The sequence below is a fragment of the Streptomyces spinosus genome, from assembly GCF_020400655.1.
GTDB classification, from domain to species: Bacteria; Actinomycetota; Actinomycetes; order Streptomycetales; family Streptomycetaceae; genus Streptomyces; species Streptomyces argyrophylli.
Genome location: NZ_JAINRC010000004.1, coordinates 67078 through 88056, shown reverse-complemented (window position 1 = coordinate 88056; position 20979 = coordinate 67078). Strand labels below are relative to the sequence as shown.

At 75.3% G+C, this 20979-nt stretch carries 17 protein-coding genes and 1 riboswitch; of the genes, 3 read left to right on the top strand and 14 right to left on the bottom strand.

The features are described from left to right. Nucleotides 1–9 precede the first annotated feature (9 nt). Together LG395_RS09640 and LG395_RS09635 are read left to right on the top strand one after the other, a co-directional pair. Entirely contained in the window at nt 10–1101 is a 1092-nt protein-coding gene (locus LG395_RS09640) for an amidohydrolase family protein (RefSeq protein ID WP_225809100.1), read from the top strand. Nucleotides 1102–1256: 155 nt separating this feature from the next. Beyond that, nucleotides 1257–2168, top strand: a complete 912-nt coding sequence (locus LG395_RS09635; RefSeq protein WP_225809099.1) for an SCO1860 family LAETG-anchored protein — start codon at nt 1257–1259, stop codon at nt 2166–2168. Nucleotides 2169–2412: 244 nt separating this feature from the next. On the opposite strand, the gene cobC is transcribed toward LG395_RS09635, so the two are convergent. From cobC to cobM, 6 genes are read right to left on the bottom strand one after another with little or no spacing between them, the layout of a single operon-like run. Further along, nucleotides 2413–3516: an Rv2231c family histidinol phosphate aminotransferase CobC gene (gene cobC / locus LG395_RS09630; RefSeq protein ID WP_225809098.1), complete on the bottom strand. Its 1104-nt coding sequence runs from the start codon at nt 3514–3516 to the stop codon at nt 2413–2415. Then, entirely contained in the window at nt 3506–4426 is a 921-nt protein-coding gene (locus LG395_RS09625; RefSeq protein ID WP_225809097.1) for a sirohydrochlorin chelatase, read from the bottom strand. The genes cobC and LG395_RS09625 overlap by 11 nt, the downstream gene beginning before the upstream one ends. Further along, nucleotides 4423–5013 (bottom strand): precorrin-8X methylmutase, encoded by a 591-nt coding sequence (locus LG395_RS09620; protein ID WP_171157549.1) that lies wholly within the window; start codon nt 5011–5013, stop codon nt 4423–4425. The genes LG395_RS09625 and LG395_RS09620 overlap by 4 nt, the downstream gene beginning before the upstream one ends. Continuing rightward, nucleotides 5010–6692 carry a precorrin-3B C(17)-methyltransferase gene (gene cobJ, locus LG395_RS09615; RefSeq protein ID WP_225809096.1) on the bottom strand — a complete coding sequence of 561 codons (1683 nt, stop codon included), beginning with the start codon at nt 6690–6692 and terminating at the stop codon, nt 5010–5012. Before cobJ ends, LG395_RS09620 begins: the two co-directional genes overlap by 4 nt. Further along, nucleotides 6689–7924 (bottom strand): precorrin-6y C5,15-methyltransferase (decarboxylating) subunit CbiE, encoded by a 1236-nt coding sequence (gene cbiE, locus LG395_RS09610; RefSeq protein WP_171157553.1) that lies wholly within the window; start codon nt 7922–7924, stop codon nt 6689–6691. The genes cobJ and cbiE overlap by 4 nt, the downstream gene beginning before the upstream one ends. After that, complete coding sequence (gene cobM / locus LG395_RS09605) at nt 7921–8739, bottom strand: precorrin-4 C(11)-methyltransferase (RefSeq protein WP_225809095.1); 819 nt, start codon at nt 8737–8739, stop codon at nt 7921–7923. Before cobM ends, cbiE begins: the two co-directional genes overlap by 4 nt. 82 nt (nt 8740–8821) lie before the next feature. Here cobM and LG395_RS09600 point away from each other — a divergent pair, with 82 nt between their 5' ends. After that, a complete protein-coding gene (locus tag LG395_RS09600) occupies nt 8822–9550 on the top strand; it encodes a ZIP family metal transporter (protein WP_171157557.1) in 729 nt (242 codons plus the stop codon). An 11-nt stretch (nt 9551–9561) separates the two neighbouring features. On the opposite strand, the gene cobI is transcribed toward LG395_RS09600, so the two are convergent. From cobI to LG395_RS09560, 8 genes are all read right to left on the bottom strand, one after another. Beyond that, nucleotides 9562–10293, bottom strand: coding sequence for a precorrin-2 C(20)-methyltransferase (gene cobI, locus LG395_RS09595; RefSeq protein ID WP_225809094.1), 732 nt, complete (start codon nt 10291–10293; stop codon nt 9562–9564). Continuing rightward, nucleotides 10290–11657 carry a cobyrinic acid a,c-diamide synthase CobB gene (locus LG395_RS09590; protein WP_225809093.1) on the bottom strand — a complete coding sequence of 456 codons (1368 nt, stop codon included), beginning with the start codon at nt 11655–11657 and terminating at the stop codon, nt 10290–10292. The genes cobI and LG395_RS09590 overlap by 4 nt, the downstream gene beginning before the upstream one ends. Beyond that, nucleotides 11657–12256, bottom strand: a complete 600-nt coding sequence (gene cobO / locus LG395_RS09585; protein ID WP_225809092.1) for a cob(I)yrinic acid a,c-diamide adenosyltransferase — start codon at nt 12254–12256, stop codon at nt 11657–11659. Before cobO ends, LG395_RS09590 begins: the two co-directional genes overlap by 1 nt. Further along, nucleotides 12256–14256, bottom strand: coding sequence for a putative cobaltochelatase (locus tag LG395_RS09580; RefSeq protein WP_225809091.1), 2001 nt, complete (start codon nt 14254–14256; stop codon nt 12256–12258). The genes cobO and LG395_RS09580 overlap by 1 nt, the downstream gene beginning before the upstream one ends. Beyond that, nucleotides 14253–17903, bottom strand: coding sequence for a cobaltochelatase subunit CobN (cobN, locus tag LG395_RS09575; protein WP_225809090.1), 3651 nt, complete (start codon nt 17901–17903; stop codon nt 14253–14255). The genes LG395_RS09580 and cobN overlap by 4 nt, the downstream gene beginning before the upstream one ends. After that, on the bottom strand, nt 17900–19408 hold the full coding sequence (locus tag LG395_RS09570; RefSeq protein WP_225809089.1) for a cobyric acid synthase: 1509 nt from the start codon (nt 19406–19408) through the stop codon (nt 17900–17902). The genes cobN and LG395_RS09570 overlap by 4 nt, the downstream gene beginning before the upstream one ends. Next, a complete protein-coding gene (locus tag LG395_RS09565; protein WP_225809088.1) occupies nt 19405–20349 on the bottom strand; it encodes a cobalamin biosynthesis protein in 945 nt (314 codons plus the stop codon). Before LG395_RS09565 ends, LG395_RS09570 begins: the two co-directional genes overlap by 4 nt. 101 nt (nt 20350–20450) lie before the next feature. After that, nucleotides 20451–20592: riboswitch (cobalamin riboswitch) on the bottom strand. Between the two features lie 158 nt (nt 20593–20750). Next, nucleotides 20751–20978: a hypothetical protein gene (locus LG395_RS09560; protein WP_225809087.1), complete on the bottom strand. Its 228-nt coding sequence runs from the start codon at nt 20976–20978 to the stop codon at nt 20751–20753. Nucleotide 20979 lies beyond the last annotated feature (1 nt).

Genomic DNA, 20979 nt, shown 5'->3' with positions numbered 1-20979 from the left:
GGTGCGGGCATGAGCGATGGTGCGGTGCTGCACGTGAAGGGCCGGGTCCTGGCCGGGCCGGACGACGTCCGTGACGAGCTGTGGGTGGTCGGGGGCCGCGTCTGCTACGACCGCCCCGCCGGGGCCCGCGACGTCACCACCGTCGAGGGCTGGGCGCTGCCCGGCCTCGTCGACGCCCACTGCCACGTGGGGCTGGGCGCCGAGGGTCCGGTCGACGCGGACACCGCCGAGAAGCAGGCGCTCACCGACCGGGAGACCGGCACCCTGCTGGTCCGCGACGCGGGCTCGCCCTCCGACACCCGCTGGATCGACGACCGCGACGACCTCCCGAAGATCATCCGGGCGGGCCGGCACATCGCCCGCACCCGCCGCTACATCCGCAACTTCGCCTGGGAGATCGAGCCGGACGACCTCGTCGCCTACGTCGGCCGGGAGGCCCGGCGCGGCGACGGCTGGGTCAAGCTGGTCGGCGACTGGATCGACCGCGACCTCGGCGACCTGGCCCCCTGCTGGCCGCGCGGGGCGGTGGAGGCGGCCATCGCCGAGGCCCACCGGCTCGGCGCCCGGGTCACCGCCCACTGCTTCGCCGAGAACTCCCTGCGCGACCTGGTCGAGGCGGGCATCGACTGCATCGAGCACGCCACCGGCCTCACCGAGGACCTGATCCCGCTGTTCGCCGAGCGGGGTGTCGCGATCGTCCCGACCCTCGTCAACATCGCCACCTTCCCCCGGCTCGCGGACGGCGGCGAGAAGAAGTTCCCGCGCTGGTCCGCCCATATGCGCCGGCTGCACGAGCGGCGGTACGACACCGTGCGCGCCGCCTACGACGCCGGCATCCCGGTCTTCGTCGGCACGGACGCCGGCGGGTCGTTGCCGCACGGGCTGGTCGCGGAGGAGGTCGCCGAACTGGTCGCCGCCGGCATCCCGCCGCTCGACGCGCTCGCCGCCACGAGCTGGGCGGCCCGCGCCTGGCTCGGCCGGCCCGGGCTGGAGGAGGGCGCCCCGGCCGACCTCGTGGTGTACGAGGCCGACCCCCGGGCGGACGTACGGGTGCTGGCGGCGCCCCGGCGGGTGGTGCTGAACGGACGGGTGGTCGAGTAGACGTTCCCGTGATCGGGCCGATTTCGCCCTGGAATCGAATCGGCTTGCGGAAAATCCACGTTTGGGTGAAGTAACCCCGGATCGCTGACCGTTCACCCACACCGGGGACAAGGTTGACGGGTCCCAAGCAGGTTCCGTCTGGGGGTCCCACCGCCTTGAACAGCAACAACTTCCGCATGTCCGCACGCCGTCTCACCGTCCTCGCGACGGCCACGGCCCTCGCCTCGGCGCCCGTGGTCCTGGGGGGCGCGGGCGCCGCGCACGCGACCGGTGCCCACGGTCGCGCCTCCGCCGTCGTCCTGCGCACCGGGCTCGGCGTGTCCCTGCTCGACAAGACCGTGAACGTCCCGCTCGCGGTCTCCCTCAACGAGGTCCAGGCACCGCGCAGCGCCGGCCGGACCGCGCTGTCCGCCCGCCTCGACGGCGTGAACGGCGGCAAGCCGTTCACCGTCCTCGGCGCGGACGTCGCCCAGGCCAGGGCCACGGCGACCGCGCGGCGCGCCGAGGGCTCGGTCCGGGTCGTCCACGCCGAGCTGCACGTCCCCGGCCTGCCCCTGCTGTCCCTGATCAAGGCCGACACGATCACCGCCAGGGCGACCTGTGAGGCCGGCAGGGCACCGGTCGCCTCCGCGAACGTCCTCGGTGCCGTCACCGTCCTCGGCAAGCGCGTCACCCTCACCGCCGGCGGCCCGACCGAGGTGAAGGTGCCCGGCGTCGGCGAGGTCCGTCTCGACCTGTCCCGGCGGAGCACCACGACCCGTACGGCCGCCGCGACCGCCCTCGAACTCAAGGTGTACGTCAACCCCTTGAAGCTGAACGTGGCCGACGTCGAGGGCACGGTCACCCTGGCCAAGGCCACCTGCGAGTCCCCGGTGACCCCGCCCGCCACGACCCCGGCACCGAGCCACGACCCGGCCGCCGGCCCCCGCCCCCAGGGCGCCCCCGCCGCAGCCGACCTCGCGGAGACCGGCGGCAGCTCGGCGACCCCGTACATCGCGGGCGGCGCACTCGCCCTGCTGCTGGCGGGCGGGGGAGCGGTCGCCGTGGCCCGACGCCGGAAGAGCTGACGGGGGGCTGCGGCTGGGCCGGTGCCGGGGCCGCCGGGTGGCCGGCCGTGGCGGGGGGTGTGTCACGTGGGCGGTGGCCGGGGAAGCGGTCGGGTCGGGGTGGCTGGGGGAGCGGTCACCTGGCGGCAGCAGGGGGGAGGGGGAACGCCGGGGGCGGTCCCGTCGGCGGTGCGCGTGACCGGTCCCGCCGGCGGTGCACGGACGGCCTCGCGCCGCGCCCCCCGCCGGTCGGTGGCCCGGCCTCTCAGCCGGGCGGCACAGCCGGGTGGGCCGGCGACTCCAGTGCGGACGACAGCGCCCGCAGGAACCCGTTCACCGTCGCCCGGTCCCGCACCGCGACCCGTACCCACTCCTCCCCGAGCCCCGGGAACGTGTCACCCCGGCGCACCGCGTAGCCCAGCTCCCGCAACCGCCGACGCACCCCGGCCGCGCCCGGCATACGGACCAGCACGAACGGACCCTCCGCCGCCTCCACCACCCGCACTCCGCGAGCGGCGAACGCCGCCAGCCCGGCGACCAGGTGCGCCCGGTCCCCGGCGATGCGGTGCGCCGCGTGCCCCGCCTCCGCCAGCGCCCTCGGCGCCACACACGCCCGCGCGGCCGCCAGCGCCGGTGTCGACACCGGCCACAACGGCTGCGCCCGCTCCAGCTCGGCGATCACCTCGGGCGCGGCCAGCACGTACCCGATGCGCAGCCCGGCCAGCCCCCAGGTCTTGGTGAGGCTGCGCAGCACCACCAGCCCCGGCACGTCCGTCCGCCCGGCCAGCGCCTCCCGCTCACCGGGCACGGCGTCCATGAACGCCTCGTCCACCACCAGCGTCCGCCCCGGCCGGGCGAGCCGGACGACCGCCTCCGCCGGATGCAGCACCGACGTCGGATTCGTGGGGTTGCCGATCACCACCAGGTCGGCGTCCTCCGGCACGGCAGCCGTATCCAGCCGGAACCCGTCCGCCTCCCGCAGCAGCACCCGGTCCACGCTGTGCCCGGCGTCCCGCAGCGCGGCCTCCGGCTCGGTGAACTGCGGGTGCACGACGACCGGCCGACGGACCTTCAGCGCCCGGGCGAGCAGCACGAACGCCTCCGCCGCGCCCGCCGTCAGCAGCACCCGCTCCACCGGCAGCCCGTGCCGCGCCGCGACCGCCGCCCGCGCGGCCCGCCCGTCCGGGTAGGCCGCGAGGGACGACAGCGAGCCGGCGATCTCCTCTCGCAGCCACCCCGGGGGCGTGTCCGCACGGACGTTGACGGCGAGGTCGACCAACGCGGCCCCGTCGTCCCGCACCTCCGCGTCCCCGTGGTGCCGCAGGTCGTGCCCGGACCCGCCGGACCAGGCGGTCGCTTCAGTGCGCATGGCTGTGCGAGTGCCCCCCGTGAGGGTGGTGCCCGTGCCCGTGGTGGTGGTGGTCGTCGTCGTCCGGGTGGAAGTGCGGCTGCTGCGGCAGCCCGACCTTGTCCTCGAAGCCGGGCAGCGCGATCCGGTACACGCACGAGTCGCAGTTCATGCGCAGATCGCCCTTGACGGCCTCCTCGTACCGCTCCATCACCAGGTCCAGCAGCTCCGGCTCGGGCCCGAGGACGTCGGCCGAGCGCACCTCGGTCCCCGGGTGCGCGGCGGCCCACTCCTCGGTCTGCCGCCGCACCCGGTCCGGCAGGATGCCGGTGAACAGGAAGTAGGGGAGGACGACGATCCTCCGCGCCCCCAGCGCCGCGCACCGGTCCAGCCCGCTCGGCACGTCCGGCGCCGCGAGCGACACGAACGCCGTCTCCACCCCGGCGTACCCCCGGCCCTCCCACAGCAGCCGCGCCGCCTTGAACACCTCGGCGTTGGCGTCGGGGTCGGTGGAGCCGCGCCCGACCAGCAGCACGGTCGCCTCCGAGCGGTCCGTGCCGCCCAGCGCCTCGTCCAGCCGCCGCTCCAGCACGCCCAGCAGCGCCGGGTGCGGGCCCAGCGGACGGCCGTAGGTGTACGAGATGCCCGGGTGGCGCTCCTTCTCACGGGCCAGCGCCGCCGGGATGTCACCCTTGGCGTGCCCGGCGGACACCAGCATCAGCGGCACGGCGGCGAACCGGCGTACGCCCTGTTCGACCAGCTCGGTGACGGCCTCGCCCAGCGGCGGCGGGGACAGCTCGATGAAACCGCCGGCGACGGGCAGCCCGGGGTGGCGGCGCCCCAGCTCCCGGACGAAGGCACGGAACGCCTCGGCGCCGGCGTCGTCACGGGTGCCGTGGCCGGCGATGAGCAGGGCGGGCGGGGTGGTCACGCGTTCTCCTCGGAGTGTGAAGCGGGGTGGTACAGCAGGGCGTTGAGCGCGGCGGACGCGACCGCCGACCCGCCCTTCTCGGACACGTTGCTCACGGCGGGCAGACCGCTCATCCGCAACGCGGCCTTGGACTCGACCGCACCGACGAAGCCGACGGGCAGGCCGATGACGAGCGCCGGGGCGGCGTCCAGGGTCAGCAGCTCCTCCAGCGCGGTCGGCGCGTTGCCGATCACCCAGAGGGCACCGGGACCGACCTGCTCGTACGCGAGCCGGATCGCGTGCGCCGACCGGGTCAGGCCCGGCCCGGCCACCGCGTCCCTCAGCCGGCAGACGGTCTCGCGCCGGGTGATCCCGGCGGCCACCATCTCGACGTCCACGACCACCGGCGCCCCTGCGTGCAGCGCCGCGTGCGCGGCCGCCAGTTCGCCCTCGTCCATGACGAGGTCGTCCGCGTACTCCAGGTCGGCGGCGGAGTGGATGACCCGCTCCACCACCGCCCGGGTCAGCGGCGGGAAGTGCGAGGTGTCCAGGCGGGCGCGCAGCCGCCGGTAGGACTCCTGCTCGATCGGGTGCACGACGCGGTTCACCTCGGGTCCTCCTGCCAGCGGTAGCCGCGCGGTGTCACCATGCGCCCGGCGATGTTCCGGGTCGCGGTGTTGCCCACCGTCACGACCGTCATCATGTCGACCGTCGCGGGGTCGAGCGCGGCGAGCGTGGTGATCCGGGCGGACTCGTCGGCGCGGGAGGCGTTGCGGACGACACCGACCGGAGTTCCGGCGTCCCGGTGCTCGGCGAGGATGCCCAGCGCCTTCGGCAGCTGCCAGTCGCGGCCCCGGGAGCGTGGGTTGTAGAAGGTGACGACGAGGTCCGACTCGGCCGCCGCGCGCACCCGGCGCTCGATGACGTCCCAGGGCGTGTGCAGGTCGGACAGGCTGATGGACACGTGGTCGTGGCCCAGCGGCGCGCCCAGGACCGCCCCGGCGGCCAGCGCGGCCGTCACCCCGGGCACCCCGACCACGTCGATGTCGTCCGAGGCCTCGGCGAGCGCCGGGGAGGCCATGGCGTACACGCCCGCGTCCCCGCTGCCGATCAGCGCCACCGCGTGCCCCTCGCGGGCCTGTGCGACCGCCGTCCGGGCCCGCTCCTCCTCCGCGCCGAGCCCCGACTCCAGCACCCGGGTGCCGGGCCGCAGCAGATCGCGGATCTGGTCCACGTACTGGTCGAGCCCGACCAGCACCGACGCCCGCCGCAGCTCGGCCGCCGCGCGCGGGGTGAGCAGGTCCCGGGCGCCCGGCCCGAGGCCGACGACCGCCAGCCGTCCGCGCCCCGGACGCCGTACGACCGCACAGGTCGCCATGGCGGGCCGCGCGCCCGACTTCCGCTTGGGGACGAGGAGTTCACCGCCCCGGACCAGGGCGGCGGCCTCCGCGACCGACGGGGTGCCGACGGCCGCGAGGGGCGCCTCGGACGGGTTGGGCACCTCGACCGCCGCCAGTTCCCCGGCGGAGTACGACACCAGGGGCACCCCGAGCCGTTCGGCGGCGGCCACGATGCCCGGCTCCCCGGCCTTGGCGTCCACGGTGGCCAGCTCGGCGACCGACCGCGGCGACAGGCCCGCCTCCCGCAGCGCCTCCTCGACCAGGCCGACGACCTCCTCGGCCGGCGCGCCCTTCGACGCGCCGACCCCGACCACCAGCGACGGCGGCCGGAGCAGCACCTCCCGCTCGCCCGCCGTGACGGCCCGGTCGGTCACCCGGATCGTGTACGCCCCCTCGGCTGCCACCGGCAGCGGCGGCAGCGGCCACGCCACCTCCGCCTCCAGCGCGACCGGTTCGCCGTCCAGCAGCGCACGGGAGACCGCGGCGACCGACCCCTCGTACGGCAGCCCGAGCGTGTCCAGGCCCGGCAGCCCGGCCGCGTCCGTCGCGGTCGTCACCACCGGCTCGGCGCCCAGCACCGCGCCCACCTCGCGGGCGAGCGCGTTGGCACCGCCGCCGTGCCCGCCGAGCAGCGACACCGCGAACCGGCCGCCCTCGTCCACGCACACCACACCCGGGTCGGCCGCCTTGCCGGCGAGCAGCGGTGCGAGCAGCCGTACCACCGCGCCGGTCGCCAGGAAGCACACCAGCTGCTCGCACTCCGCGAACGCGGCCCGGACGGCCTCCCCGACGGGACCCTCGTAGACGCGCGTGCGCTCCGGCCAGGCCGCGGCCAGCCGGTCCCGCGCCGCCGCCCCCGCCGCGGTGGCGGAAAACAGGCCGATCACTGGACTACTCCTTCACTAGACACCGGGGTTCTCACGCCCCACAGCAGGAACACAGGATTGGTGGCCGCGAGCCGGGTGACGTCCCCCGGCAGCGGCGCGAGGCGCGAGGACTGCAACAGCACCCCGTCGCAGGTGAACCCGGCCTCCGCCAGCGCCTGCCGGGCCGCCGGCACCCGGTCCAGCGCGGCCATGGCGACGACGACCGTCCGCCGGGCCCGCCGCGCGCACGCGGTCACCACGGCGGGCAGCTCCCGGCCCCCGCCGCCGACGAACACCGCGTCGGGATCGCCGGCCAGCCCCGCCAGGGCGTCCGGCGCCGAGCCGTGCACCACCTCCACGCCGACGCCGTGGGCGTCCGCGTTGGCACGGATGCGCGCCACCCCGTCCGGGGTCTTCTCCACGGCGACGACGGCGGCCCCGAGCCGCGCGCACTCCACCGCGACCGAGCCCGACCCGGCGCCCACGTCCCACACCAGGTCGCCCAGGCGCGGCCCCAGCCGGGCCAGGGCCAGCGCCCGCACCTCGAACTTGGTGATCATCGAGTCCCGGTGCGCGAACGCGCCCTCCTCCAGGGCCCACCGGTCCGGCGCGCCGGGCACACCGGCCACCGTCCGCACCGCGCCGAGCGCCCGCGACTCGTCCAGGCACAGCACCACGCTCACCGCCGTGCCCCAGTCCCGCGCCGCCGCCTCGGCGGCCGTCACCCGCTCCACGCGCTCCCGCCCCGGATCGCCGAGCGCGCGCGCCACGACCAGGGTCCGGTCACCGGGGAGCGCGGCCCCCAGCTCGGCCGGACCGGCGCCGGGCCCGGTCAGCACGGCCACCTTCGGCCGCGCCCGGCACACGTTCACCGCCGTCCGCAGGTCCCGGCCGTGCGCGCTGACCACGACCGCGTCGTCCCAGGGCAGTCCGATCCGGGCGAAGGCGGCGGCCACGGAGGACACCCCCGGCCGCACGTCCAGCAGCCCGGACCCGAACCGTTCGGCCAGCGCCCGCACGATCCCGAAGAACCCCGGGTCCCCGGACGCCAGCACGACCACCGGCAGCTCCTTGCCGACGTACCCGGCGATGGCCTCCAGCGCCGGAGCCAGCGGACCGAGCACCACCCGCTCCGCCCCCTCGGGCAGCCGTACGGCGTCCAGGTGCCGCCGCCCGCCGACGACCAGCGCGGCCCCGGCGAGGACGTCCGCGGGCACCGGCGCCCCGGTCCCCGCACCGACGACGGTGATCAACTCTTCGCCCGCTGCTCGCGCAGCGCCCGCCGCGCCTCGGGGTCGGCCTTGCGGTAGCCGTGGAAGTGACCCGGGTGGTACAGGTGCGAACGCGTTCCGTGCGCGTCCAGCGCCGGACCGACCAGGAACAGTGTGTGCTTCCAGAGCCGGTGCTCCTTGACGGTCTCCTCCAGCGTGCCGATCGTGCACTTCACGACCAGCTCCTCCGGCCAGGTCGCCTGGTACGCGATCACCACCGGGGTGCTCGTCGGGTAGCCGCCCTCCAGCAGCTCCCGCACCAGCTGCCCGCTGCGCGCCGCCGACAGGAAGATCGCCATGGTGGTCCCGTGACGGGCGAACTCGCGGACCTCCTCGCCGGGCGGCATCGGCGTCTTGCCCCCGCCCAGCCGGGTCAGCACCACGGACTGCGCGACCTCGGGAATCGTCAGCTCGCGCCGGGCCAGCGCGGCCACGGCGGAGAAGGAGGAGACGCCCGGCACGACCTCGGTCGCGATGCCGATCTCCTGGCAGCGGTCCAGCTGCTCCTGCGTGCCGCCCCACAGGGCCGGGTCGCCGGAGTGGATGCGGGCCACCCGGAGTCCCTCCTCGAACGCGCGTCGGTACACCGCGACGACGTCCTCCAGCGACATGGCCGCCGAGTCCAGGATCTCGGCGTCCTCGCGGGCGTGTCCGAGGACCTCCGCCTGGACCAGGCTCGCGGCCCAGATCACGACGTCGGCCTCGGCGATGGCGCGCGCGGCACGGAACGTCAGCAGGTCGGCGGCGCCGGGGCCGGCACCGACGAAGGTCACCTTGCCGGTGGGGGCATCGGCCATGGGAATCGGTCCTCTCCTACGAGTACTGCGGTTATGGCTGTCGGACGTGCGGGAACGCGGTTCCATCCGATAGCAAGGGCCTATGGCGGTCTTCGTCGCGCTCGGCGCGTTCCTGATGACGCTGGCCGGCGGCTGGACGGCACAGCGGGTGACCGACCGCCGCCATCTGGTGCTGGGCCTGGCCGGCGGGCTGATGCTCGGGGTGGCCTGCCTGGACCTGCTGCCCGAGGCGCTGCGGGCGGCGGGCGCCGAGGTCCACGGCGTCCCGGCCGCGCTCCTGCTGTTCCTGGCCGGCTTCCTCCTCGCCCATCTGGTGGAACGCCTGCTGGCGGTCCGCCGGGCCTCGCACGGGGCGGACGAACACCGGCACAGGGCCCCCGAGGTGGGCCTGACGGCGGCCGGGGCGATGGTGGGCCACAGCCTGATGGACGGCGTGGCGATCGGCGCGTCGTTCCAGGTGGGCGAGGGGATGGGCACCGCGGTCGCGCTGGCCGTCATCGCCCACGACTTCGCGGACGGCTTCAACACCTTCACCCTCACCAGCCTGTACGGCAACGCCCGCCGCAAGGCCCTGGCCATGCTCTTCGCGGACGCGGTCGCCCCCGTCGCCGGAGCCGCCGCGTCCACGTTCCTCACCGTCCCGGCGGGCGTCCTCGGCGGCTATCTCGGCCTGTTCGGCGGCGCGCTGCTGTACCTCGCCGCGGCGGAGATCCTCCCCGAGGCCCACCACGAACACCCCGCCCGCTCCACCCTGCTGTGCACGATCGCGGGCGCGGCCTTCATCTGGCTGGTGGTGGGCGTCACGGGATGAACCGGGCCGTGTCACAGCTTTCCGCCCCGGCCGCCGTCCCGGCGCGGTGGCGCGATCAGCGTCGACAGGTACGGCAGCGGCGTCCCGTCCAGCTCGGCGGCCGGCCGCACCGACTCCTCCGGCAGCCCCAGCGCCGAGCCCCACACCGCGTCCCCGAGCCGCCCGGTCTCCCGCAGCGCCTCCGCGACCTCGGCGGCCTGCCGCCCGAACTTGTACGCCACGACCGTCCCCGGCCCCGCCAGCGCCTCCTTCAGCACCGCCGACCCGGCCGTCACCGGCACCAGGGTCAGCGGCTCGGTGCCCTCGGTCAGCACGGCCCCCGAGCGCGCCGCGAGATCCTGCATGGCGGTGATCCCGGGCACCGTCTCCACGGTGACACCCGGCACCAGCTCGGCGATGGTCTGCGCGAGGTACGTGAACGTCGAGTACACGTTCGGGTCGCCGATGGTGGCGAACGCGACGGACCCGTGCCGGGCGAGCAGCTCGGCGACCCGGGCACCGGCCGCGTCCCAGGCCGCCTCCCGCCGCGCCCGGTCGGTCCGCTCGTTCAGCGCGAACACCACCCGGACGATCCTCTCCGCGGGCACGTAGTGCAGGACCGTCGCCTCGGCCCGCCCCCGCTCCCCGGTGTCCAGGACGGGTACGACGACGACATCGGCGGCCCGCAGCGCGTTGACCCCCTTCACGGTCACCAGCTCCGGATCACCGGGACCGACCCCGACCCCGACCAGCCTGCTGCTCATGACGTCCGGCACCTCTCCACGAACCGACGGGCGACACCGGGCTCGGACGCCCAGTGCGTGTGCAGGTAACTCGCGTGCACGCCCTGCTGTACGAAACCTTCGACCCGCCGGACCGGGGCCCGCACGCCCCAGGCGGGAGCGGCGCCGGCGCCCGGCTCGACGGCGGTGCGGTGGAACTCGTGACCCCGCATCCGCGTCCCGGCCGCCGCCAGCGCGCTGTCGCCGACGGCCACGGCGTCCCGGTAGCCGAGGGTCAGCCGGCCGGTCATCCGCGCGGTGGCGTCGAGCACCCCGCACAGGGGCTGCCCGTCCAGCTCGCGGCACAGATAGAGGAGACCGGCGCACTCGGCGGCCACGGGGGCGCCGGAGCACGCGAGGTCCGCGACGGCCTTGCGCAGGGGCTCGTTGGCGGACAGCTCGGCGGCGTACACCTCGGGGAAGCCGCCGCCGATCACCAGCCCGGCGGTTCCCCCGGGCAGTCGCTCGTCCCGCAGCGGGTCGAAGGTGACGACCTCGGCACCGGCGGCGGCGAGCAGCTCGGTGTGCTCGGCGTAGGAGAAGGTGAAGGCGGGCCCGCCGGCCACGGCGACCACGGGCCCGCGCCCGCCGGCCGACGGGTCGTCGTGGGCGGGCGGCTCGGGGGTCCAGGGGGCGGAGCCCCCCGGGAGGGCACCGGCGCTGCGGGCGAGTGCCTCCAGCGCTTCCAGGTCACACCCTCGTACCACCTGCGCGGCCATCGCCGCGACGGCGTCGACCGCGGCGGCGCGCCTCTCGGCGACCGGAACCAGCCCCAGGTGCCGCGAGGGCACGTCCACCTGCTCGGCCCGCCGCAAGGCGCCCAGCACCGGCACCCCCGCCGCGTCCAGCGCCTCCCGCAGCAACTGCTCATGCCGGTCGGAGGCGACCTTGTTCAGGATCACGCCACCGACCCGCACCTCGGGATCCCAGGACGCGAACCCGTGCACCAGCGCCGCCACCGACCGCGACTGCGAGGACGCGTCCACGACGAGCACCACCGGCGCCCGCAGCAGCTTGGCGACCTGTGCGGTGGACGCCAGCTCACCCTCGCCGGCGGCCCCGTCGAACAGCCCCATCACGCCCTCGACCACCGCGAGGTCGCACCCCCGCGCCCCGTGCAGGAACAGCGGAGCGATCAGCTCCGGCCCGCACAGGTACGCGTCGAGGTTGCGCCCCGCCCGTCCGGTCGCGAGGGCGTGGTACCCGGGGTCGATGTAGTCCGGTCCGACCTTGTGCGGGGACACGGCGAGCCCCCGCGCGGCGAACGCGGCCATCAGCCCCGTGGCGACGGTGGTCTTGCCGCTGCCCGAGGAGGGCGCGGCGATGACCAGCCGGGGGACGGACATCACCACTCGATGCCCTTCTGGCCCTTCTGCCCCGCGTCCATGGGGTGCTTGACCTTGGACATGTCGGTGACGAGGTCGGCGAGGTCCACCAGTTTCTCCGGCGCGTTCCGCCCGGTGATCACCACGTGCTGGGTGCCGGGACGGCCGCGCAGCACGTCGACGACCTCGTCGGTGTCGACCCAGCCCCAGTGCATCGGGTACGCGAACTCGTCGAGCACGTACAGCCGGTACGTCTCGGCGGCCAGGTCCCGCTTCACCTGCTCCCAGCCCTCGCGGGCCTTCTCCTCGTTGTCCATCTGCGCGTCGCGCTGGACCCACGACCAGCCCTCGCCCATCTTGTGCCAGTCGACGCTCCCGCCCTCGCCGGAGGCGCCGAGCACCCTGAGCGCGTTCTCCTCGCCGACCTTCCACTTCGCCGACTTGACGAACTGGAACACCCCGATGGGCCACCCCTGGTTCCAGGCGCGCAGCGCGAGCCCGAACGCGGCGGTGGACTTGCCCTTGCCGACGCCCGTGTGCACGACGACCAGCGGACGGTTCCTGCGCTGACGGGTCGTCAGCCCGTCGTCCGGTACGACACTCGGCTGTCCCTGCGGCATTACGCGGCCCTCCTCTTCGTCGTCCCCTGCACATCCCTGACCAGCCCGGCGATCGAGTCGGCCCGCAGGTCGTCCAGCGTGACGGCCGTGCCGCCCAGCTCACCGGCCAGCTGTCCGGCGAGCCCGAGCCGCACCGGCCCCGACTCGCAGTCCACGACCACGGACGCGACCTGCTCGGCCGCGAACAGCCGCGCCGCCCGCCCCGCGAGGGCGACCGGCTCGGGGCCGCCGGTGGCCCGCCCGTCGGTCACCACGACCACCAGCGCCCGGCGCGCCGGGTCCCGCAGCCGCTCCACCCGCAGCACCTCGTGCGCCTTGAGCAGCCCCGCGGCGAGCGGCGTACGCCCCCCGGTCGGCAGCGACTCCAGCCGCGTGGCGGCGGCGTCGACCGAGGACGTCGGCGGCAGCGCGACCTCGGCGCCCGAGCCCCGGAACGTCACCAGGCCCACCTTGTCCCGTCGCTGGTAGGCGTCCAGCAGCAGCGACAGCACGGCGCCCTTCACGGCGCTCATCCGCTGCCGCGCCGCCATCGACCCCGAGGCGTCCACGACGAACAGCACGAGGTTGCCCTCGCGCCCCTCACGGACCGCCTGCCGCAGATCGTCCCGCCGCACGACCAGCCCCGGCCCGGACCTGCCCCGCGCCCGCTGGTGCGGCGCGGCGGCCTGCACGGTCGCCGCCAGGTGCAGCTTGGTCAGCGCCCCCCGGGGCCGCCGGGCCCCGGTGGTCCGCCCGTGCTCGGTCCGTGCCCGCGACCGCCGCCCGGCCACACCCTCGCCGACACCGGGGACGGTCAGCGCCTTGGCCCGGAAGGGTTCCGCGGCCCGTACGGCCGACTGCTCCCGCCCGCCGGACGCCTGCGGCTGCCCGCCCTCACCCGTCTCGGGTCGCGCGTCGCCGGCGCCGTCGCCCCGCGGACCGCTGTCGGGCGCCGGCTGTCCGCCGCCCCCACCGGGGCCGTCGGGGCCGGGATCGTCGTCGGGGGACTCACCGGAGAACTGCTCCAGCGTCTCGTCCAGCTTGTCCTCGTCCAGGCCCGGCGCGTCGAACGGGTTGCGCCGCCTGCGGTGCGGGAGCGCCAGCAGCGCGGCCTGCCGCACGTCCTCCGCGAGCACGTCGGTCCGCCCGGCCCACGCGGCCAGCGCGGTCGCCGTACGGGCCATCACGATGTCGGCGCGCATGCCGTCCACCTCGAAGGCCGCGCAGGTCGCCGCGATCTGCCGCAGCGCCCCGTCGCCCAGCCGCACCCGGGGCAGCAGGTCCCGCGCCGCCACGATCCGCTGCCGTACGGCGGCCTCCTCGCCGGCCCAGCGCGCGGCGAAGGCGGCCGGATCGTCGTCGTACGCCAGCCGGCGCCGCACGACCTCCACCCGCTGCTCCGGCTCCCGTGAGGCGGCCACCTCCACGGTCAGCCCGAACCGGTCCAGCAACTGCGGGCGCAGCTCGCCCTCTTCGGGGTTCATGGTGCCGACGAGCAGGAACCGGGCCGCGTGCCGCACGGACACACCCTCGCGCTCCACGTACGAGGCACCCATCGCCGCCGCGTCCAGCAGCAGGTCGACCAGGTGGTCGTGGAGCAGGTTCACCTCGTCGACGTAGAGGATGCCCCGGTGCGCCTCGGCCAGCAGGCCCGGCTCGAAGGCCTTCACTCCCTCGGCGAGCGCCCGCTCGATGTCGAGGGCGCCGACGAGCCGGTCCTCGGAGGCGCCGACCGGCAGCTCGACCATCCGCGCCGGACGCTCGGCGCCCTCGCCGGGCTCGTGCGGTCCGTCCGGGCAGCCGGGGTCGGGGGAGGCCGGATCGCACGAGAACCGGCACCCGGGGACGACGGCCACCTGAGGCAGCAGCGCCGACAGCGCCCGTACCGCCGTGGACTTCGCGGTGCCCTTCTCGCCGCGCACCAGCACACCGCCGACCGCCGGCGACACGGCGTTCAGCAGCAGCGCGAGCCGCAGGTCGTCCTGGCCGACGACGGCCGTAAAGGGGAACGGGGTGGTCACTGGTCGCCCTCCAAGTCGCCTTCCAGCTCCAGATAGGTGGCGCGCAGCCGTTCCAGCGTGTCCGCGTCCGGCTCCGCCCACAGGCCGCGGTCCGCCGCCTCCAGCAGCCGCTCGGTGATCCCGCGCAGCGCCCACGGGTTGGACTTCTTCATGAAGTCCCGGTTCTCCGGGTCGAAGACGTACTCGGCGCTGAGCTTCTCGTACATCCAGTCGTCGACCACGCCCGCCGTCGCGTCGTAGCCGAAGAGGTAGTCCACGGTCGCCGCCATCTCGAAGGCGCCCTTGTAGCCGTGCCGGCGCATGGCCGCCATCCAGCGCGGGTTGACCACCCGCGCCCGGAACACCCGGTGCGTCTCCTCACCCAGCGTCCGCGTCCTGACCTGGTCCGGTACGGCCGAATCGCCCACGTACGCCTCGGGGTTGGCGCCCGTCAGGTGCCGGACCATGGCGACCATGCCGCCGTGGTACTGGAAGTAGTCGTCGGCGTCGACGAGGTCGTGCTCACGGGTGTCGACGTTCTTCGCCGCCACCGCGATCCGCCGGAACGCCGTCTCCATGTCCCCGCGCGCCGCGCGCCCGTCGAGGCCGCGCCCGTAGGCGTAGCCTCCCCAGACGGCGTACACCTCGGCCAGGTCGGCGTCGCTGCGCCAGTTCCGGGCGTCGATCAGCGGCAGCAGACCGGCGCCGTACGCCCCCGGCTTCGAGCCGAAGATCCGGGCCGTGGCCCGGCGCCGGTCGCCGTGCCCGGCGGCGTCCTCCTCCACGTGCGCCCGCACGTAGTTGGACTCGGCCGGCTCCGCCAGCTCCGCCACCGCCCGCACCGCGTCGTCGATCAGCCCGACCACGTGCGGGAACGCGTCCCTGAAGAACCCGGAGATGCGGACCGTGACGTCGATGCGCGGGCGCCCCAGCTCGGCGAGGGGGACCACCTCGAAGCCGGTCACCCGGCGCGAGGCGTCGTCCCACACCGGGCGGCAGCCCAGCAGTGCCAGGATCTCGGCGATGTCGTCGCCCTGGGTGCGCATCGCGGACGTGCCCCACACCGTGAGCCCCACCGACCGGGGGTACTCCCCGGTGTCGCTCAGGTACCGCTGCACCAGCGAGTCCGCCAGCGACTGGCCGACCTCCCAGCTCAGCCGGGACGGGATCGCCTTGGGGTCGACCGAGTAGAAGTTGCGGCCCGTCGGCAGGACGTTGACCAGGCCCCGGGTCGGGGAGCCCGACGGGCCCGCCGGGACGTAACCGCCGTCCAGGGCCCGCAGGATGTGCCCGATCTCGTCGGTGGTCCGCGCCAGCCGGGGGACGACCTCGTCGCACGCGAACTCCAGCACGGCGACCGCGTCGGGGATGTCGGCGCCGAGCACGCCCCGCAGGACGGCGGGGACGACCGTACGGTCCCACGCCCGCGCCTCCATGCCCTCCGCGATCCGCCGGCACAGCTGTTCCAGCAGGTCGATGGCGTCGGCGGCGCTCCGGGACGGGCCCTGAACCAGGTCCGTCAGCTCCACCGGCACCTTCACCGGGGTGCCCGGCTCGGCGAGCAGCTCCTTCTCCGCCAGCCCGAAGTGCGCCGCCAGCGCGGCCCGCAGACCGGGCAGCGCGTTCGCCCGGCCGCCCCACACCTGCGAGGCGCGCAGCACGGCCAGCACGAGGTTCACCCGCGGTTCGCCGACCGGGCCGCCGCCGAGGATGTGCAGGCCGTCCCGGATCTGCACGTCCTTGATCTCGCACAGGTAGCCGTCGATGTGCATGACGAACTCGTCGAACGCGTCGTCGCCGGGCTGCTCGTCGACGTGCAGGTCGTGGTGGAGCTCCGCCGCCTTGACCAGGGTCCAGATCTGCGCGCGGACGGCCGGCGCCTTCGCCGGGTCCAGGTCGGACACGAGCGCGTACTCGTCCAGCAGCTGCTCCAGCTTGGCCAGGTCGCCGTAGGTGTCCGCGCGGGCCATCGGCGGCACCAGGTGGTCGACCACGGTGGCGTGCCCGCGCCGCTTGGCCTGGGTGCCCTCGCCGGGGTCGTTCACGATGAACGGGTAGATCAGCGGCAGGTCGCCGAGGACGGCGTCCGGGGCGCAGCCGGCGCTCAGCCCCAGGCCCTTGCCCGGCAGCCACTCCATCGTGCCGTGCTTGCCCATGTGCACGATCGCGTCCGCGCCGAAGGAGTTCTCGAGCCACCGGTACGCCGCCATGTAGTGGTGCGACGGCGGCATGTCGGGGTCGTGGTAGATCGCGATCGGGTTCTCGCCGAAGCCGCGCGGCGGCTGGATCATGACCACGACGTTGCCGAACCGCAAAGAGGCGAGCACGATGTCGTCGCCGTCGACGTAGAGGCCGCCCGGCGGCTCGCCCCACGCCTCGGTCATCGCGTCCCGCAGCGCGGGGTCCAGCTTCTCGAACCAGGCCCGGTAGTCGGCCAGCGGCACCCGCGCGGGCGCGGCGGCCAGCTGCTCCTCGGTCAGCCACTCCACGTCGTGCCCGCCGGCCTCGATGAGCCGGTGGATCAGCTCGTCGCCGCCGGACGGGTACTCCGTGACCCCGTACCCGGCGTCCCGCAGCGCGTCCAGCACCCGGACCGCCGACGCGGGCGTGTCCAGACCGACCGCGTTGCCCACCCGGGAGTGCTTGGTCGGGTACGCCGTGAAGACCAGCGCGATCCTCTTCTCCGCGTTCGGCTTGTGCTTCAGCCGGGCGTGCCTGAGGGCGATCCCGGCCACGCGGGCGGCCCGCTCGGGGTCGGCGACGTACACCGGCACCTCGTCGGGGCCCTGCTCCTTGAAGGAGAACGGCACGGTGATCAGCCGGCCGTCGAACTCCGGGATCGCCACCTGCATCGCCGCGTCCATGGGGGACAGGGCCGCGTCGGACTCCTCCCACGCGGCCCGCGAGGAGGTGAGGCACAGCCCTTGCAGCACCGGCACGTTCAGCTCGGCCAGCGCGCCGATGTCCCAGGACTCCTCGTCACCGCCCGCCGACGCCTGGGAGGCGTGCGTGCCGCCGGCCGCGAGCACCGTGGCGACCAGCGCGTCGGCCCGCCCCAGCAGCTCGTACAGGGCGGGGTCCGCGCCGCGCAGCGAACCGCAGTACACCGGGAGGGCGTTGGCGCCGCGCGCCTCGATCGCCTCGCACAGGGTGTCCACGAAGGCGGTGTTGCCGCTCAGTTCGTGCGCCCGGTAGAAGAGCACGCCCACGGTCGGCCGGCCGTCCTGGAGCTCGTACGCGCCGTGCACGCCGAACTCCGGCATCCGGCGCGGCTCCTCGAAGCCCTCACCGGTCAGCAGCACGGTGTCCGACAGGAACCGGGACAGCTCCAGCAGGTTCGCCGGGCCGCCCTCGACCAGGTACCTCAGCGCCTCCGCGACCACGCCGGCCGGCACCGAGGACTCCGCCATCAGCTCGGCGTCCGGCACGGCCTCACCGCCCAGCAGCACGGTGGGGACGCCGGACGCCTTCAGCGCGGCCAGCCCGTCCTCCCAGGCCCGCTTGCCGCCCAGCAGCCGCACGACGGCGAGGTCCGCGCCCTCGAGCAGAGCGGGCAGCTCCCCGGTGACGTCGACGCGGGTGGGGTTGCCGATGCGGTAGCCGGCGCCGGACGCCCGGGCGGCCAGCAGATCCGTGTCGGCGGTCGACAACAACAACACTGTGCTCATGCGGGCGCTCCCGGTGGAATGAAAGGCAGTCCTTGCGGCGCGCCCGACTCGATGAGCCGCCACAGCGCGTCCGTGTCCGCGTGCTGTTCGATCAGGTCGCCGAGCCGGTCGAGCTGCTCCTCGCGCAGCGCGGCGAAGGAGGTGTCCGGCGCGGGCACGAAGCGGCGGCCCGCGGCGGCGGCCACCTCGCGCAGGAAGGCCCGCCGGAAGCCGTCCGACTCCAGCGAGCCGTGCCAGTGGGTGCCCCAGGTCTGGCCCACCCGGCAGCCGTCCAGGAAGGGTTCGCCGCCCTCGACGGTGGCCACCCCGTGGTGGATCTCGTAGCCGTCGACCCGTTCGCCGAGGGCTTCGCCGCTGGGCCGGGTGAGGGTCTTCTCGCGGGCGAACCGTACCCGCACGGGCAGGACGCCGAGCCCGTCGACATGCCCGCGCCGGCTCTCGACGTCGTCCTCGATGTGCTCGCCGAGGATCTGGAAGCCGCCGCACACGCCGAGGACGGGGCGCCCCTCGGCGGCCCGGCGGACGAGCGCGTCCGCCAGCCCGCGCTCGCGCAGCCACTCCAGCGCCCGCACCGTCCCGCGCGTGCCCGGGACGACGACGAGATCGGCGTCGGCGAGCTCCTCCGGGCGGTCCACGAACCGCACGACCACACCCGGTTCGGCGGCCAGCGCGTCCACGTCGGTGAAGTTGGACATCAGCGGCACCGCGCACACGGCGACCCGCAGCACGTCCTCGCCGACCGGGGGCGCCACGGCGGACTCCCGGACCGTGCCCCGCAGGGACACCCTGAGGCCGTCCTCCTCGTCGATGCCGAGCCCGTGCCGGAACGGCAGCACGCCGTACGTCCGCCGTCCGGTGAGGTCCCGCAGCATGTCCAGCCCGGGCTCCAGCAGGCCGGCATCGCCCCGGAACTTGTTCACCAGGAACCCGGCGACCAGCTCCTGGTCCTCGGGGGAGAGCAGGGCGACGGTGCCGAAGAAGGAGGCGAACACACCCCCGCGGTCGATGTCGCCGACGACGAGCACGGGCAGCCGCGCGTTCCGCGCGATCCCCATGTTGACGATGTCGGTCCGCCGCAGGTTGATCTCGGCAGGACTTCCCGCCCCCTCACAGATCACCGCGTCATACGTGCCCCGCAGTTCGGCCAGGCAGTCCAGCACCGTGCCCAGCAGCCGCTGCCGGCGCCCGCCGTGGTACCCGCGCGCGCTCAGCTCGCCGACCGGCCTGCCCAGCAGCACCACCTGGCTGCTCTGCTCGCCGCCGGGCTTGAGCAGCACGGGGTTCATCAGCGCGGTCGGCTCGACCCGGCAGGCCTGGGCCTGCATGGCCTGCGCCCGGCCGATCTCCGCGCCCTCGCGCGTGACGAACGAGTTCAGCGACATGTTCTGCGCCTTGAACGGCGCGACCTTCACGCCCTGGCGCACCAGCCAGCGGCAGATGCCCGCCGTCACGACGCTCTTGCCCGCGTCGGAGGTGGTGCCGGCGACGAGGAGACCACCGTTCACTTGCCACGTCCTTTCAGCAGGGCGCGCGCGCCCAGCGTGGTGCCGAGCGCGAGCAGGCCGACGCGGCGGGAGAGCCGCACGGCCCGGTCGATGTCGGTGGCGCGGACCGGCCGTCCGGTGGCGCCGTTCAGCGGCGGGCGGTGTTCGACCCGGCCGCCGTAGGAGAGCGTGCCGCCCAGGCGGACGCCGAGGGCGCCCGCGAAGGAGGCCTCCACGGGACCGGCGTTGGGGCTGGGGTGCCTGTGCGCGTCGGCCCTCCAGGCGCGCAGGGCGCCACGCGGATCGGGTCCGGCCACGGCGGCGAGCGCGGCGGTCAGCCGGGCGCCCGGCCAGCCGGCGACGTCGTCGAGGCGGGCGGAGGCCCAGCCGTAGCGCCGGTGGCGGGGCGACTTGTGACCCACCATCGCGTCCAGGGTGTTGACCGCCCGGAACCCGAGCAGCCCCGGGACCCCGGCCACGGCGCCCCAGACGAGCGCGCCGACCACGGCGTCGGAGGTGTTCTCGGCGACCGACTCGACCACGGCCCGCGCGATGCCGTCGGCGTCCAGGGCCTGCGGGTCCCGGCCGCACAGGTGCGGCAGCCGGGCCCGGGCCGCCTCGACGTCCCCGGCCTCCAGGGCGCGCCCGATGGCGCGGGCCTCCCGGGCGAGCGAGGTGCCGCCGACGACGGCCCAGGTGGCGGCGGCGGTCAGCGCGGTGGAAGCGGTACGGCGGGGGCGTACGGCGCGTGCGGCCAGCGCGCCGAGGGCGACGGCGCCGCCGGCGCACACGGCGGTGTGCAGGGCGCCCCAGCCACGGTGGTCGTGCCACAGGGCGCGTTCCACGGCCCCGGCCGCCCGGCCGAACACGGCGACCGGGTGCCCGCGGCGCGGGTCGCCGAGGAGCAGGTCACCGAGGACGCCGGCGGCGGCACCGTACGCGTATGTGCGATCGGCACCCATCGGCTCAGCCGGCGGGGGGAACAGGAACGGTCCTGGTACGGGTCCTCGATCGGCAGCCGAGCATGGCGATATGTGTCCTCACTCAGGGTGTCCGCGCCCTGGTTCGACGTGAATCGGCGGTGAGAGTTCCTGGCTCCCGGGGGTTCTTCCCCGGTGACAGTGGCGGGACCGCGCCGGATTCGCACCGGCTTCCTCTCCTGCCGCCGTACATGGCCTGGGCAGTCCACCACGTGCCCGGAACGGCCGTCAACTTGCCTTTGACCTGGGACGCCGGACTGTGCCGAGGCCCACACCGCCGGTTTGCCGGGCGGCGGCCGCAAGGCCGGTGCGACGGCATGCGAAGGCCCCGCCGGTCCCGTCGAGGCGGTGGCCCGGCGGGGCCGTTGTCAGGTTCCGGACCGTCAGGGCTTGACGACGATCAGGTAGATGCCGTACGCCACCGCCGCCGCGCAGGCCGCGAAGCACAGGTAGGCGCCGGTGACGGCGAGGGCGGCGGACCCGCCCCGGGCCGCGGCCTTCTCACGGCGCGACAGGCCGTTGATGCCAAGGGTGAACAGGACCACCAGGCCCACCGTGGACGCGAGGCTGACGCCGAAGACGGAGCCGAGGGCCGCCCAGTCGATCTTCATG